A 13862-nucleotide genomic window follows, 5' to 3' on the forward strand; every position below is an offset into this window, starting at 1 on the left:
CGCCCAGAACGGGAGACACCGCCCCATGGCCACGCGCAACAACCCCTACGGCGCCTTCAACTTCCTGGTCAAACTCGGCGACACCGGCGGCGAGGACCAGATCGCGGGCGGCTTCTCCGACTTCACCGGAGCCGCCAACGAGGTGAGGTTCTCCGAGTACCGCAACGGCAACGACCGCGAGAACCACGTCCGCAAGATCGCCAACACCAACACCACCAACGACGTCACCCTCAAACGCGGGATCATCGGCGACCTCCGCCTGTTCAACTGGATCAAGGCCGTCCGGGAAGGCGCCCAGGACACCCGCACCGTCACCGTCACCCTGCACGACGAGGGGCGCACCGCCGTCTGCGCCTGGGTCCTGCACGCCGCCCAGCCCAGGAAGTGGGTCGGCCCCACCCTCAGCGGCAAGGGCGGCGGCGAGGTCGCCATGGAGGAACTCCACCTCGTCGCCGAGCGCATCGACTTCCAGTCCCTGTGAGCGGGCCCGGACTGCGGCTCGGGGCGCCGGGCGTGTATCGCGATGCCCGGCGGGCCGCGCCCGGCTTCGCGCCGGTGCGGCTGGACGTCGCGGGGTTCGTCGGTGTGGCACCGCGCGGGCCCGTCGACGAGCCGGTGGCCGTCGACCGCTGGTCGGACTACGTGCGGTACTTCGGCGGGTTCGAGGGGCCCGGGCTGCTGCCGTACGCGGTACGGGCCTTCTTCGCCCAGGGCGGGGTACGGGCGCACGTCCTGCGGGTGGCGCCGCTGCCCCGCGCCCCGCACCCCGCCGCCGAGCAGGCCTGCGCCCTGCACCGGGTCGCGCTGGCCCGCGCCGGTGCCGGGGGCGCGGTGCCGTACGAGGTCGGGCTGCGGGCCCGGGACGAGGGCGGCTGGGGCGGCCGGATCGCGGTGCGCTGGGACTTCACCGCCGCCGGGCGGTTCGAGGGCGCGGTGCGCGGGCGGGAGCTGGCGCTGCCGGAGGGGCGGATCCCGCCGGCCGGCTCGGTGCTGCGGATCAGGGGCGCGGGGCTGCCGCCCGCCGGGGGTTTCTTCCGGATCGCCGAACTGGCGGAGCGGGCGGGGGAGGGCGGGTCCTCCGGGTTCGGGGCGCGGGTGCGTACCGCGCTGCTCGACCGCCCGCCGTACGACGACACCGGCGCGGGCAGCGGGTCCGGGGGGCCGGCGCCGATCGTGGAGGCCGAGGTGGTCACCGCCACGGTCACCGTCTCCGACGCCGACACCGCGAGCCCCCGCGGCGAGCGGTTCGCCGGGCTCGGGCTGTGCCGCGGGCACCCCCGCGCAGCCGATGCGGTCCTGGCCGCCGAGTCGCTCCTCGTCACGCCCGACGGGGTCTGGCCCGAGGTCCTCCTGCCGCCCGACCTCTTCCTCACCTCCGCCCTCTCGCGTCCCGTCCGCCCCGGCACCGACCGCTACGCCGGCATCGGCGCCGACAGCTTCCTCGGCCCCCTCCCGGTCGAGCTGCTGCCCGCCGGCGGCTGTGACGACACGGATGGTGCGGACGCCCCCGACGGCGCCGTCGGCATGGACCGGATGGCGCTCGTCCCCGAGGTCGCGCTGCTGTCCGTACCCGACCTGCTGTGGCAGTACGGGGACAGCGCGCCCACCACCGAGACGCTGCCGCGGCCCCTCACCGGCCGCTTCGCGCCCTGCCCGCCGCCCGCCGCGCCCACCGTCCTGCACCCGGCCCGGCCCCGGGACCTGCTCCTGGACTCCGCCGACCGACTGCCCGAGATCCTGCGCCGCCAGCAGCGGCTCGTGGCCCTGGCCGAGCACCGGCGCCGGTTCGTCGCCCTCCTCGACGTACCGCCCGGGCTGCCCGTGCGCGCCGTCGCCCGCTGGCGCGCCGCCCTCGACTCCAGCCACGCCGCCGCCTACCACCCGTGGCTCGGCGTGGTCGACCCCGATGCCCCCGACGCCCCCGACCCGGCCCGGCGCGCCGTCCTCGTCCCGCCGTCCGGCTTCGCGGCCGGCATCACCGCCGAACGCGAACGGCGCCTCGGCCTGCCCTGGGGCCCCGCCAACGCCTTGGCCGCCGACGCCGTGACCGCCGCGCAGCGGCTCGGCGACGCCGACTGCGACGAGCTGCACCTGCTCGGCATCAACGTCTTCCGCGCCGAGCGCGACGGCTACCGCCTCGCCGCCGCCCGCACCCTCTCCCACGACCCCGACCTGCGCCAGCTCAGCGTGCGCCGGCTGATGACGATGCTCCGGCTCACCCTGCACCGGCAGGCTCAGCCGCTGGTCTTCGAACCCCACACGCCGCAGCTGCGCGACGAACTGCGCAGCTCGCTCGTGCAGTTGCTGCGCGGCCTGTACCGGGCGGGGGCCTTCGCCGGGGACACCGAGGACGAGGCTTTCTTCGTACGCTGCGACGAGCAGCTCAACCCGGTCCGCTCACAGGGGCTGGGGAGGCTCGTCGCCGAGGTCGGGGTGGCGCCCGCGCAGCCGCTGGAGTACCTGGTGCTGCGGATCACGCAGTACGGCGACGGAACCGACGGGCAGCGTCACCGCCGTCGAACTGAGGTGAGGTGAGCCGTGCCCGGCCGCAGCCCCGAACTCGTCCAGACCTTCCGGTTCCGGATCCGGCTCACCCGCAGCTCCGCGCCGGGCCGCACCGCGCTCCCGCCGCCCGACCTGCCCAGCCCGCTGTCCGAGGCCGCCGCGGCCCCCGGCCCGGCCGCCGCGCCCGGTCCCGCCCCAGCGGTGGCGGCGTCCGGCGGCGGGCCCGACCGGCTGGGCGACGGCGGGTTCCAGGAGTGCTCGGGGCTCGGCCTGGAGGTCGACCTGCGCGAGTACGCCGAGGGAGGCGCCAACGACGCGGTCGTACGCCGGGTCGGGCGGGTCAAGCTCCAGCCGATCGTCCTCAAGCGCGGCATGTTCGTCGCCGCCGGCGGCGGGAGCGCCGACACCGCCCTGTGGGACTGGCTGCACGGCATGGTCGCCGACGGGGCGCCCGTGCCCCGCTACGACGGCGACGTGGAGGTGCTCGACGCCGCCGGCGCCCGGGTGGTGGCCCGCTGGACCTTCACCCGCGGACTGCCCCTGAAGATCACCGGGCCGACGCTCAACGCCAGGACAGGGGAGATCGCCGTGGAGGAACTGCACATCGCCCACGAGGGCCTGCGCCTGGAGCGCACCCCGTGACGGCCACCGCCCACGCCACCCTGACCCGGCTGGAGGTCTTCGGCGAGCGGGGCAAGGACGGCACGCCGCTCGTCCGGGAGGCCGGACCGTCCCTCGCCGTGCAGTTCAATCCGACGAGCCTGCGCATCTCCCGTGCCAACAACGTCGACCGGGGCGGGGCGACCACGAAGTCGCAGAAGGTCCAGCACCCCGCGCAGGAGGGCTCCACCCTCACCTTCGACCTGGAATTCGACACCGCCGAACAGCGCGGCAACGGCGGCCACGTCGACGTCCGCCGCTGGACCGCCCTCGTACGGCAGTTCGTCGAGCCGCCCCCGCAGAAGGCCTCCGACCCGCCGCCGCCCGTCCGCTTCGTGTGGGGGACGCTGCGCTACAACGGCATCGTCACCCAGGTCACCGAGGAGCTCGACCACTTCGCGCCCGACGGCACCCCGCTGCGGGCCAAGGTCTCCGTGGTGATCGTCGAGCAGAACTTCGCCTACCAGGCGCACGCCGAGGGCCCCGGCGCCAGGGACAGCCGGGCCGCCACCGAGGCCGGCGACCAGGGCGCCGGAGCCGCGCCCGGCACGGCCGGGACGAACCGGCCCCGGCAGGTGGTCCAGGCCCGGGACGGGGAGTCAGCCCAGCAGCTGCTGGCCCGGCTCGGGCGCGACCCCGCCGCCTGGCGCGGCGCGATGAGCGGACTCGACAGCCCCCTGGCCCTGGCGGCCGGGGCGTCCGTCCGGCTGGGCGCGGAGGTCGAGGCGGGTTTCGCCGGTGCGGCCGCGGCCGGCCTGACGGCGGGCTTCGCGGCGGGCGCGGCGGTGGCCTCGGCCGCCGCCCTGGCCGCCGCCCTGGGCACGACGGCCCCGGGAGGGACCCCGGCTGTCCCGGGTGCCGCGGGAGCCGCGGGAGCCCCGGGCGGCAGCGGCCCGGGCGGCGGCCGAGGCGGCCCCACCGTCTCCGGTGCGGGCGCCCCCGGTACGGCCGGCCCGGCCGGTACGGGGCCCCGGGCCGAACCGGATCCGGCCCGGGCGGGGTTCGTGCTCAGCGCCGGCGGAGGCATCGGCGCCGCTGCCGACGCGGTGGCCGCGGCCGCGGTGGACCTCGCCACCGCCCGTGCCCGGCAGTCCTTCGAGGTCCCCCCGGCCCCGCACGCCCCGCCCCCACCCGGGCCGGCCGCGCCCGGATACGCCCCGCCGGGATACGCCGCGCCCGGATACGCCCCTCCCGCCGCCCCCGACCCGCGCGCCACCACGTACGGCCGCGGCATCCCCCTGCGCTCGCGCGCCGACCCCGCCACCCTCGCCGAGGTCCGCGCCGGCGGCGCCCGCAGCCTCACCGACCGGGCCCGCCGCGAGGAGGTCCCCGCCCCCGACCCGCTCGCCCCGCCCTGGGAGCGGCTGCCGCCCGACCCGCCCGGCCGGGCCGCCGCCGACTGCGGGCAACGCGGCCGTGACGCAGGCCCCACCACCCTGGGGTGGACACCGCGAGGAGGCCCGCCATGAGCGTGTACATCGGAGAGCTGCACACCGAAGTGGTCCCCGCGGGCAGCGGCGGCCCGCCCGCCCCCGCACCCGCCCCCGGCAGCGGGGGCGCAGGGAGGTGGGCGGCGGCCGAGCAGCACCGGGAGGCCTGCGAGCGGGCGGCCTGGCTCGCCGCGCGCACCGCCGCGGAGGGCTTCGATGACTGATGCCGCGGTCGCGGCCGTCTCGCCCGTCTTCGAGGTCGGCGGAGCCCTCGTCAAGGACCTCGCCCGTGACTGTGTACGCCTGGAGGTGGCCGAGGGCGTCGAGGGACTGCGCACCCTGCGCGCCCACTTCCTCGCCGTCGGCCCCGGCGCCAGGGGCCCGCAGGACCGGCTGCTGCACCTCGACGGGTCCACGGTCGGCCTCGGCAGCGCCCTCAAGGCGGCCCTCGGCCCGCCCACGGGCCAGCGCTACGTCTTCGAAGGCGTCGTCTCCGGCATCGAGCTCGTCCTCGGCGACGGCGAACCGCCCCTGGTCCTCGTCCACGCCGAGGACGCGCTGATGCGGCTGCGGATGACCCGCCGCATGCGCACCTACCGCGACGCCACCGACGCGGAGGTGGCCCGCGACATCGCCCGCGAGCACGGCCTCGACGCCGACGCGGACGTCCCCGGCCCCCGCTACGACGTCGTCCAGCAGCTCAACCAGAGCGACCTCGCCTTCCTGCGCGAACGGGCCCGCCTCGTCCAGGCCGAGCTGTGGGCCACCGGCCGCACCCTGCACTTCCGGCCCCGCGGCAGCCGCACCGCCGCCGTGCAGACCCTGGTCTTCGGCAACCAGCTGATGTCGGTGCGGCTCGCCGCCGACCTCGCGCACCAGCGCAGCGAGGTCGTCGTCACCGGGTACGACGCCGAGCGGCGCGAGATCGTCGACGAGCGGGCCGGCCCCGAGGTCGTCGAGGCCGAGACCGCCGGCGGCCGCACCGGTGCCCGGCTGCTGGCCCGCGCCCTCGGCCCCGCGACCAGCCTGCGCGTACGGGAGGCCGCCCTGACGACGGAGGAGGCCGGGAGCTGGGCCCGCGCCGAAATGCTGCGCCGCGGACGCCGGTTCGTCACCGTCGCCGGCACCACCAACGGCAGCCCCGACCTGGTCGTCGGGGGCCGGCTCACCCTCCGCTCGGTCGGCGCCCCCTTCGAGGGCGAGGGCTACCACGTCACCCGGATCCGGCACACCTTCGACCCCGACCACGGCTTCCGCACCCGCTTCGACGCCGAACGCCCCGGCCTCAACGAGGTGACGTGATGTCCCTGCCCGCGCCCGCGGACGGCTCCGCACCCGGATACTTCGGCGTCTACCCGGCGTTCGTCACCGACATCGTCGACACGAAGAGGCTCGGCCGGATCGAGGTCCGCTTCCCCTGGCTCGGCCGCGACGGAGACCGCGACGTGCGCGCCTGGGCCACGCTCTGCTCCCCGTACGCCGACGACCGGCAGGGCCTGCTGGCGCTGCCCGAGGTCGGCAGCCAGGTCGTCGTGGCCTTCGAGGCGGGCAACCCGCGCCGCCCGTACGTCATCGGCGCCGCCTGGAACGGGCGCACCGAGCTGCCGCACGAGCCGGACGCGGCCAACGACATCCGGCAGCTGAGGTCCCGGGCCGGCAGCCGGCTGGAGTTCGACGACACGGCCGGCGCGGCCAGGGTGCGGATCACCATGGCCTCCGGACACGAGGTCGTCCTCGACGACGCCGCCCGGCAGGTGACGATCCGGCACAGCGGCGGCTGCGTCGTCCGGCTGACCCCCACCGCCGTACAGGTCGAGGCGAACGCCGCCGTCGAGGTCAAGGCACCCACGGTGACGGTGAACGCCCCGCTGTCCACCTTCACCGGCCTGGTGAAGTGCGCGACCCTCGTCGCCGAGCAGACGGTGGTCTCCCCGGCCTACACCCCCGGCGCCGGGAACCTCTGGTGAGCGCCGGTCCGCGGGCCGCTGCGGAGGGCGGTACGGGCGCCGCCGACCACGGGTTCCGGATCCTCGCCCCCTGGTACGTGTGCGAGCGCGGGAAGTTCGACCGCTTCGCGCCCGCGGCGCTGACCCCGGCGCTGCAGAAGTACGCCTCGGCCGAGTTCGTCCACGCCCTGGTCGCCGACCCCCGCGACTCGCTGGCCTTCGACCCGGTCGAGGACGTGTGGTCGTGCCCGCTGCCCGTACCGCCCGAGCAGCGAGGGCCCGGCCGGGCCCGCTTCGCCACCCACCGGCTCTACCGCACCAAGCTGCGCAAGCTCTACCAGCCCAGCCACGAACGCTTCTACGCCGTCGTCGTCGAGCTCTTCTGCGACCGGCCCGGATGGCCGCGGCCCCAGTCCGCCGAGGGGCTGGAGGTCGGGTTCGTGATGCGCCGGCGCCAAGTGGAGATCGACTGCCCGCCCAAGGTGCTGCGCCGGCTCGCCCTGCGGCTGACGACCGGCCTGCTCGCCGGTGCCGGTGCCGGTGCCGACGCCGCCACTGCGTCCGCGGCCGGGCCGGCCGGCGCCGGGCCGTCGCTGTCGCAGGCCCGGGACCTGCTGTGGGCCGACCTCGCCCACCGCAGGACCTTCGAGGCCGAGAACCGCGAGCTCATCGACCGGGTCGCCGTGGCCACCGAGACCCAGGCCTGGATGGTCGGGCCTGCCGGCGGCCAGTGGCGCAAGGTCGGCGACCCGCCGCCCGCGGGCCGCCCCGCGGACCGGGAGCAGGAACTGCCGATGTGGCGGCTGCCGGCCCGCTCCGGGGACTGCGCCCAGGAGCCGCCGCCACCCGAGCGCTCCCTGTGGTTCGGCGTGGTGCCGACCTCCTCCGGCGACCACGACGACCGGGGCGCCCCCAAGCTCGACGACGGGTCCGTCTACGAACTGCACTGCTTCGTACGCCGCGCCCCGGCCCCCGGCCACGAGCACTGCCCGCCGCAGGTCTCCTGGAGCGAGCCCGGCGAGCCCTTCCGGCTCGCCCCGTTCTACGACCCCGAGGGCACCAAGAACCGCAGGATCTCCATCACCCTGCCCGACCTGCGGGCCCTCGCCGCCCGGGCCGGAGAACCGCCCGGTCCCGGCGGGGTCGCGATCACCAGCCCGCCCGGCTCGCAGCTGTCCTTCGACCCGGGCGGCGGCACGCCGAGCGGCGGCTCGGTGAACGGCACGACGCCCCGGATCTGCACCTTCGCCCTCGAGATCTTCATGATCGTGGCGTTCTTCCTGTTCTCCATGTTCCTGCCGATCGTGGTGTTCCTGTTCCAGCTGTGGTGGCTGCTCGCCCTGCGCTTCTGCCTGCCGCCGTCCGCCACCGCGCTCGCCACCCTGAAGGCCCACTTCGACGCCGGACTGACGCTCGCCGACATGGGCGCCGCCGAACGGGACGCCTTCGACGGGCTGCTCGGCGCACAGGGGGCCACCGCCCGGCTCCAGGCCGGCGAGGGCGGCTTCCGCGACGAGGACGGCGAGGACCTCTTCGAGGCCCTGACCCCGCCCGACCCCGCGCCCGTACCGGTGCCCCCGCAGCCGCTGCCGCCGGTGGACGACCCGCTGTGCGGGAGCGGGGGGTGAACGGGCGGGCCGCCCCCGTCCCGGTGCCCGGGCCCGCGCCCCGGGTGCCCGCGGCGAAGGCATCCGCCCCCGCCCCCGTTGCGCGGGCGGCCTCCACGCAGCTGGCGGACGAACTGGCCCGCGCGCTCATGGCCCCCGCCGCCGCAGAGGTCCGCTCCGCGCGCGAGGCCGCCGCAGCTCCCGGGGTACGGACGCACCACCGGGGGAGGGCCGGCGGCGAGGCCGCAGCACACGCCGGCGGCCGCCGGGCACCGGGCCCGCAGCGCGGCGGCGTACGGGCCGAGGAGGCGCCCGCGGAGAAGGCCGGGGCGGAGCCCGCCGAGCCGGGCGCCGCCGAGCACTCCGGCCCCGGCGCGGACCCGGGCGACCTCATCATCCTGGAGCTCGCCGAACACGAGCGGTGGGCCGACTCCTTCGGGGGCCTCGGCACGGCCGGGACCGACGCCAGGGCGCGGTACCTGCTCGACATGGCGGGCCAGGGCGCCGCGGCCGGCGCGGCCGGCGGCGCCGTGACGGGCTTCGCCATGAGCGCGATCGGCGCGGCCGTGGGGCAGATCGCCGCCCGGCGGCTCGCCACGATGGCGGTGTCCCGGGGGCTGTCGGCGGCGCCCGTCCCGGGCCTGGGACCGGCTATCGGCGGCCTCATGGCCATCGTGGGTCTCGCCGGACGCGACTGGAGTGCGACCGGGCGCACCGTCGGCCGGATCGGCACGGGGACCGGCTACGAACGGCTCGCCAACGACCTGGAAGGCCTGGCCGAACTGCTGGACGTGGCCACGGCCCTGATGGACGTCGTGGGCGGCGTCCTCGGCGGCATCGCGGTGGGCATGTGGGTGGGGGCCGTGCTCTCCGGCGGTACCCTGGCCCCGCTCGCCCTGACCCTGTCGGCGGTGGCGACGGCCATGGGCCTCGCCACGACGGCCGTCGGCCTGATCACCAACGCGACCGTCCGGCCGGTCGTGACCGCGCTGCGCGCCCTGCACGCCTTCGAGTCCCAGGCCGACCCGGCGGGGATCGAGGAGCAGGGCCGTGAACTGTCCGCGGCGGCGGGCCAGGTCACCGGAGCGGTGGCGGGCGCCTTGGCCGCGAAGGCGGGCGCCCGGGCCGGCACGGCGGGCGGCAACCGCCTGGACCGCGGCATCACCCGGCTCCAACAGCGCGCCACCGGCGGCGCCCTCACCCCCTCCGTCACCTCGCCCGGCGGCCCCCGCCTCCACGTGGAGATGCCGGAGGCCCCCGGCCCGGCCCCCGCACCCCACACGGCACCGACCTCGGGCACGTCGGTCCACGCGGACCCGGCCACGACCGTCCACGCCGACCCGGCAACCGGGTCGGGCGGCGCAGTCCATGCCGATCCGGGTACGGGTTCGGGCACGACGGTCCATGGCGACCCGGGTACGAGCTCGGGGGCGACCGCCCAGGCCGACGCGGGCTCCGGTGCGGCGGTCCACGTGGACCCGGCCGCGGACACCGGCACGGCGACGCACGCCGATCCCGCCGCAGGGACGGGCGGCGCCACCCGCGACGACCCGGGCACCGGCGCTGCGCGGCCCGCCGCGCACGGGCCGGCGCCCCTGCACGATCCCGCCGACTTCAGCGACCTCGGCCCGCTGGTGCGGAGCCTGGACGAGGATCCCGTCGTACGGGCACGTCTCACCGACGAGCGCCCCGAGCTGCCCCGGCGGGCCGTCCCCTGGACGCGCCGCGAGGCCCGGGCACATGCCAACCGGCAGGCCGCGGACCACCGGGAGGCCACCGGCATGACCGGTGATGTCGTGGAGGCCGGGCACACCGCAGCCGCACGCCACGCGGCCGAGTCGGGGATTCGGGAGCAGGACTGGAACACCCAGCAGATGCAGCCCCTGCACAGCCGCCGCGACCCGGCCTTGGCCGTCACCGTCACCCACCAGGACGGCCGGCAGAGCACCAACACCCGCCACAACGCGCAGGAGCGGCTGATCAACGCCGCGACCGACCATTCCCGGGCCGCCGCCGAGGACAGCACGCTCGGCCCCCGCGGCCAGCTCGACGCCTCCGACCTGGTGGTCTGGCAGGCGGAGAACGTGCCGCTCGCCCAGGACAACGTTGAACTGCTGCGTTCCGGCGGCCACGCCCCGCCGGAGCGCGGGGCGCCGGTCGACCCCGCCACCGGCCGCGTCATCCCCGGGCAGGCTCCGGCTCCCGCGTCCCCCGCCGGGCCGGCACCCGCGCCCCCACCCGCGGCCTCGGCGTCCCCCGCTCCCACCGCCCCCTTCCCGCCCACCCAGGACCGCGCCGCGGCGATGGCGCAGTACCGGGCGCAGGTGCAGGCCGACCCCGCCCGCGAGTCGGGGGTCTGGCTGGACTCCGCCGGCAACTACCACGTCATGCAGGGCGGCGCCGGCTCCGTCGCCCCGCCCAGCGGCGTGCCCGGTCCGCTGCACCTCGTCTACCACAGCCACCCCACCACGGCCGATCCGGCGATGCGGGTCCTCAACAGCCGCCCCTCGCAGGCCGGCGGGGACTTCTACGTGCTCCAGTACCAGCACGGCGAGGGATCGGCGGGCCGCCGCCAGGTCTCGGAGCTGCACTTCCCCGTGTACGCGGCGGACGGCAGCCACAGCGGCTACGGGGCCACGCAGTTCGCGTACGACCCCACGCACCCGCTGCCGCTGCACGTGAGCACCACCCTCCCCGGCGGCCGCAGCACCACCGTCCGCTACCGGGACTTCGCCGACTACCAGCGCCGCGCCCGGGTCGGGGCCGGCGGTGCCACGCCGGCGGAGCGGGCGGCGGCGTTCGCGCACAGCGAGGAACGGCTGCGCACCGACCGGGCCGAGGCCGCCCTGGCCGTCGAGGGGACCGCACGCGGGCTGCGCCCGGCGCCCGGGGTGCTCGGCGTACGCGAGGGCCGCGAGCAGGGGCGGCAGGACGGCGACCGCGCAGCGGCCGGCAGCGCCGAGCCGGCGCGCTCCGGGCCCGCGTACACGGCCCGAGCGGCCGGCCTGCGGCCCGGCGAGTCCGTGGAGATCCCGGTCAACCCGGCCTACCGGGCGCCGCCCGGCACCCGGGCCGAGCTGGCCGCCCTGCGGGAACGCATCGCACTGACCCGGCAGGCCCAGGCCGAACTCGCCCGGACCGAAGGTCGGATGGCGGGTCAGGCGGCCGTCCAGCGGGGCCAGGACGACCGACTCGAGCGGGCGGGCGGGCTGTCGCAGCACCTCGTCGAGGGCGGACGGGCGCAGGCGGCGGCCACCGGCACGACGCGGTCGGCCAACCGCGAGCAGCAGGCGACGGCCGGAGGGGCCGTCGACCGGCTGGGCCGGTCGGCGCAGCAGGCCGGCGCGGTCGCCACCCTCGTGGGCAGCCTGCGGGCCTTCCAGGGGCTGGCGCACCTGTTCGGGTACCTGCCCGGCAGCCTCGGCGACAGCGCCCGCGGGGCGCGTGCCGACTCGGCGCGCCTGATCGCCGCTCTGGGGCGGGTCACCGAAACGGACGCCGCCCGGCACTCGATGGAGGCCGGCCGGTCGGACCTCCGGGCGGACGAGACCCGCATCGGCACCGTCGAACAGTCCAACCGGCAGACTGCCGGAGAGCTCGACCGGGGCCGCCGCCAGGTCGACGAGCTGCGGGCGCGCAACCAGGAGCGCCTCGGCGAGACCGAGGCGACCGGGCAGCAGGCCCGGCAGGAACGGCGCGCCGCCGCGGGCGACGAGGTACGGACCCGGGCCGCGCACGACGACCTGCTCGTCCGGATGCAGGCCTGGGCGGCGGAGCACCGGGCCGCCCGCGAGCGGGCCGTCGCGTCGGCCCGCGCCCGGCTCACGGCGCAGGGGTACCGGGTGCGGGAGACGCGGTAGCCACCGGAGCCCAGGAGCCCAGGAGCCCAGGAGCCCAGGGGCCCGGGAGCCCGGGAGCCCGGGAGCCCGGGGGCCCGGGAGCCCGGGGGCCCGGGGGCCCGGGAGCCCGAGGAGCCGCGGAGCCCGAGGAGCCGCCGAGCCCCCAGAGCCACGAAGTCCCAGGACACACAGGATCCGCAGGAGACACGGGAGAAGCGGTGGATACGAGAGAGCCGATGACGACGATGCCCGAGCCGCCCCCGGCAACCGCCGCCGCCCGGCAGCAGGTTGCGGAACTGCGCGGTGGTGACCCGGCCGAACTGGCCGAGGCGCTGGAGCAGTTGGCCACTGCCGCCATGGACGAAGGGGACCTCGGCGCGGCGGCGGCCGCCCTGGAGGAGGCCGCCGGGCTGTGGGACCGGACGCGGGAGGCCGAGCGCCAGGGGTTCTGCCTGCTGCTGGCCGCGACCGCCCAGCGGCTGCGCGGCGACCTCGGGGCGGCCCGGCACAACCTGGAGCGGGCGGCGGCCGCGGACCTGCCGGAAGCCGTCCGCCGGGCCTTCGGTACGGAGCAGGCCGAACAGGCCCTGGCGGCCGGCGACGCGCAGGCCGCGTACGAGGGCTTCGGCGCGGCCCTCGACGCCCTCGACGCCGCCGGGCAGGCCCCCCTGGACGCCGCCGGCCCGGACGCCGCCGACGCAGCCGGGCCGGACGCCCCGGCCGCCGCCGGCCCGGACGCACTGGTCCGGGCCCGGATCCTGCAGCGCCGGGCCGCCGCCGCGCTCGCCGCGCAGCGGTGGTACGACGCGGCCGGCGACCTGATGGACGCCGAGGAGCTGCTCTTCGCGCACGGCGACCACGACGAGGCGGAGGCGGCCGCGCTGGGCGCCGCGCTGGCCGTCGCCCATGTCGCGCCGGACACCGCGGAACGCGTATGGGACGCGGCCACAGCGACGGCCCCGCGCGACGGTGTGGCCGCAGCCCGGCGGGCCGTCGCCGGCGGCCGGATCGCCCTGCTCGCCGACGACCCGGCCCGGGCGCTGCGGCGCTTCGACGAGGCCCGCCGGGCCGCCCTGGACGCGGCCGACCCGCTCGCCTACCTGGCTGCCGTCCAGGAGGCCGTGGGCGCGGCCGAGCTGCTCGGCGACGACGCCACCGCGTACGCCCGCCTCGCGACGGCCTGGGCCACCGTCGGCGACCTCCTCGGCCGGGAGCTCAGCCGCCGGCTGGTGCGACCGCTGCTGGAGGGCTTGCGCGAACGCCTCGGCCCCCGGCGTTTCGCGGCCGCCCGGACGGCGTACGAAGCCCGGGCCGACGGCGCGTGAACCGGCGCGACGCCGCGGTGACGGCCAACCCGGAGGATCGGAGCCATGAGCGTGAGCACAGGGACGAACGGGGCCGGCGGCCGGGCGGCCCCGTCCGCGGCCGACGCCTGGTCCGGGACCGGGATCCGCTTCCCGCTGCGCCCGCAGGGCGGCCCCGGCGGCGTAGACGCCCCGTACGGCCCCGGCGCCGCAGGCGGGCCCCCGGGCGCACCCCGCCCCGGCGCCCGCCTGGGCTGGGTGTCGGGCGCGGACGCTATCCGCCAGTCGGTGGAGACCGTCCTCGACACCGAGCCCGGCGAGCGCGTCATGCGCCCCACCTTCGGCTGCGGCCTGCGCCGCCACCTCATGGCCCCGAACACCGCCGCCACCCGGGCCGCGATCGCCGCCGAGATCGGCGAGGCGCTCACCGCCTGGGAGCCCCGGATCCGGGTCACCGAGGTCTCCGTGACCGCGGGGGAGGAGCCGGCCCTGGTGTGGATCGACATCGCCTACGTACGGCTGCTGGACCTGCGGCCCGACAACCTCGTCTACCCCTTCTACCTGCGATAGG

11 protein-coding genes are annotated in these 13862 nt (G+C 77.6%); all 11 read left to right on the forward strand.

Annotated features, from left to right (window positions below; all coding sequences use genetic code 11):
• Positions 1–25 precede the first annotated feature (25 nt).
• The 11 genes from ABZ924_RS08170 (at position 26) to ABZ924_RS08220 (ending at position 13861) form a co-directional block, all read left to right on the forward strand.
• Positions 26–481: a phage tail protein gene (locus tag ABZ924_RS08170; protein ID WP_361905786.1), complete on the forward strand. Its 456-nt coding sequence runs from the start codon at positions 26–28 to the stop codon at positions 479–481.
• A gap of 32 nt (positions 482–513) precedes the next feature.
• Positions 514–2535, forward strand: a complete 2022-nt coding sequence (locus ABZ924_RS08175) for a phage tail sheath C-terminal domain-containing protein (protein WP_361905788.1) — start codon at positions 514–516, stop codon at positions 2533–2535.
• A 3-nt stretch (positions 2536–2538) separates the two neighbouring features.
• Positions 2539–3147, forward strand: a complete 609-nt coding sequence (locus tag ABZ924_RS08180) for a phage tail protein (RefSeq protein ID WP_361905790.1) — start codon at positions 2539–2541, stop codon at positions 3145–3147.
• Positions 3144–4634, forward strand: coding sequence for a hypothetical protein (locus ABZ924_RS08185; RefSeq protein ID WP_361905792.1), 1491 nt, complete (start codon positions 3144–3146; stop codon positions 4632–4634). Before ABZ924_RS08180 ends, ABZ924_RS08185 begins: the two co-directional genes overlap by 4 nt.
• On the forward strand, positions 4631–4819 hold the full coding sequence (locus ABZ924_RS08190) for a hypothetical protein (protein WP_361905794.1): 189 nt from the start codon (positions 4631–4633) through the stop codon (positions 4817–4819). Before ABZ924_RS08185 ends, ABZ924_RS08190 begins: the two co-directional genes overlap by 4 nt.
• Positions 4812–5897 (forward strand): contractile injection system protein, VgrG/Pvc8 family, encoded by a 1086-nt coding sequence (locus ABZ924_RS08195; protein ID WP_361905796.1) that lies wholly within the window; start codon positions 4812–4814, stop codon positions 5895–5897. Before ABZ924_RS08190 ends, ABZ924_RS08195 begins: the two co-directional genes overlap by 8 nt.
• Entirely contained in the window at positions 5897–6562 is a 666-nt protein-coding gene (locus ABZ924_RS08200) for a phage baseplate assembly protein V (protein ID WP_361905798.1), read from the forward strand. The genes ABZ924_RS08195 and ABZ924_RS08200 overlap by 1 nt, the downstream gene beginning before the upstream one ends.
• On the forward strand, positions 6559–8169 hold the full coding sequence (locus ABZ924_RS08205) for a hypothetical protein (protein WP_361905800.1): 1611 nt from the start codon (positions 6559–6561) through the stop codon (positions 8167–8169). Before ABZ924_RS08200 ends, ABZ924_RS08205 begins: the two co-directional genes overlap by 4 nt.
• Positions 8166–12008, forward strand: coding sequence for a hypothetical protein (locus ABZ924_RS08210; protein ID WP_361905802.1), 3843 nt, complete (start codon positions 8166–8168; stop codon positions 12006–12008). Before ABZ924_RS08205 ends, ABZ924_RS08210 begins: the two co-directional genes overlap by 4 nt.
• A 215-nt stretch (positions 12009–12223) precedes the next feature.
• Positions 12224–13312, forward strand: a complete 1089-nt coding sequence (locus ABZ924_RS08215; protein WP_361905804.1) for a hypothetical protein — start codon at positions 12224–12226, stop codon at positions 13310–13312.
• A gap of 45 nt (positions 13313–13357) precedes the next feature.
• Positions 13358–13861: a GPW/gp25 family protein gene (locus ABZ924_RS08220; protein WP_361905806.1), complete on the forward strand. Its 504-nt coding sequence runs from the start codon at positions 13358–13360 to the stop codon at positions 13859–13861.
• The last annotated feature ends 1 nt before the right edge of the window (position 13862 follow it).

The organism is Streptomyces sp. NPDC046876 (assembly GCF_040645035.1).
Classification (GTDB): domain Bacteria; phylum Actinomycetota; class Actinomycetes; order Streptomycetales; family Streptomycetaceae; genus Streptomyces.

Bases quoted from the DNA above. Each gene is read 5' to 3' on its own strand.
- ABZ924_RS08170 (WP_361905786.1), top strand. From the start codon at position 26: ATGGCCACGCGCAACAACCCCTACGGCGCCTTCAACTTCCTGGTCAAA.
- ABZ924_RS08190 (WP_361905794.1), top strand. From the start codon at position 4,631: ATGAGCGTGTACATCGGAGAGCTGCACACCGAAGTGGTCCCCGCGGGC.
- ABZ924_RS08195 (WP_361905796.1), top strand. From the start codon at position 4,812: ATGACTGATGCCGCGGTCGCGGCCGTCTCGCCCGTCTTCGAGGTCGGC.
- ABZ924_RS08200 (WP_361905798.1), top strand. From the start codon at position 5,897: ATGTCCCTGCCCGCGCCCGCGGACGGCTCCGCACCCGGATACTTCGGC.
- ABZ924_RS08215 (WP_361905804.1), top strand. From the start codon at position 12,224: ATGACGACGATGCCCGAGCCGCCCCCGGCAACCGCCGCCGCCCGGCAG.
- ABZ924_RS08220 (WP_361905806.1), top strand. From the start codon at position 13,358: ATGAGCGTGAGCACAGGGACGAACGGGGCCGGCGGCCGGGCGGCCCCG.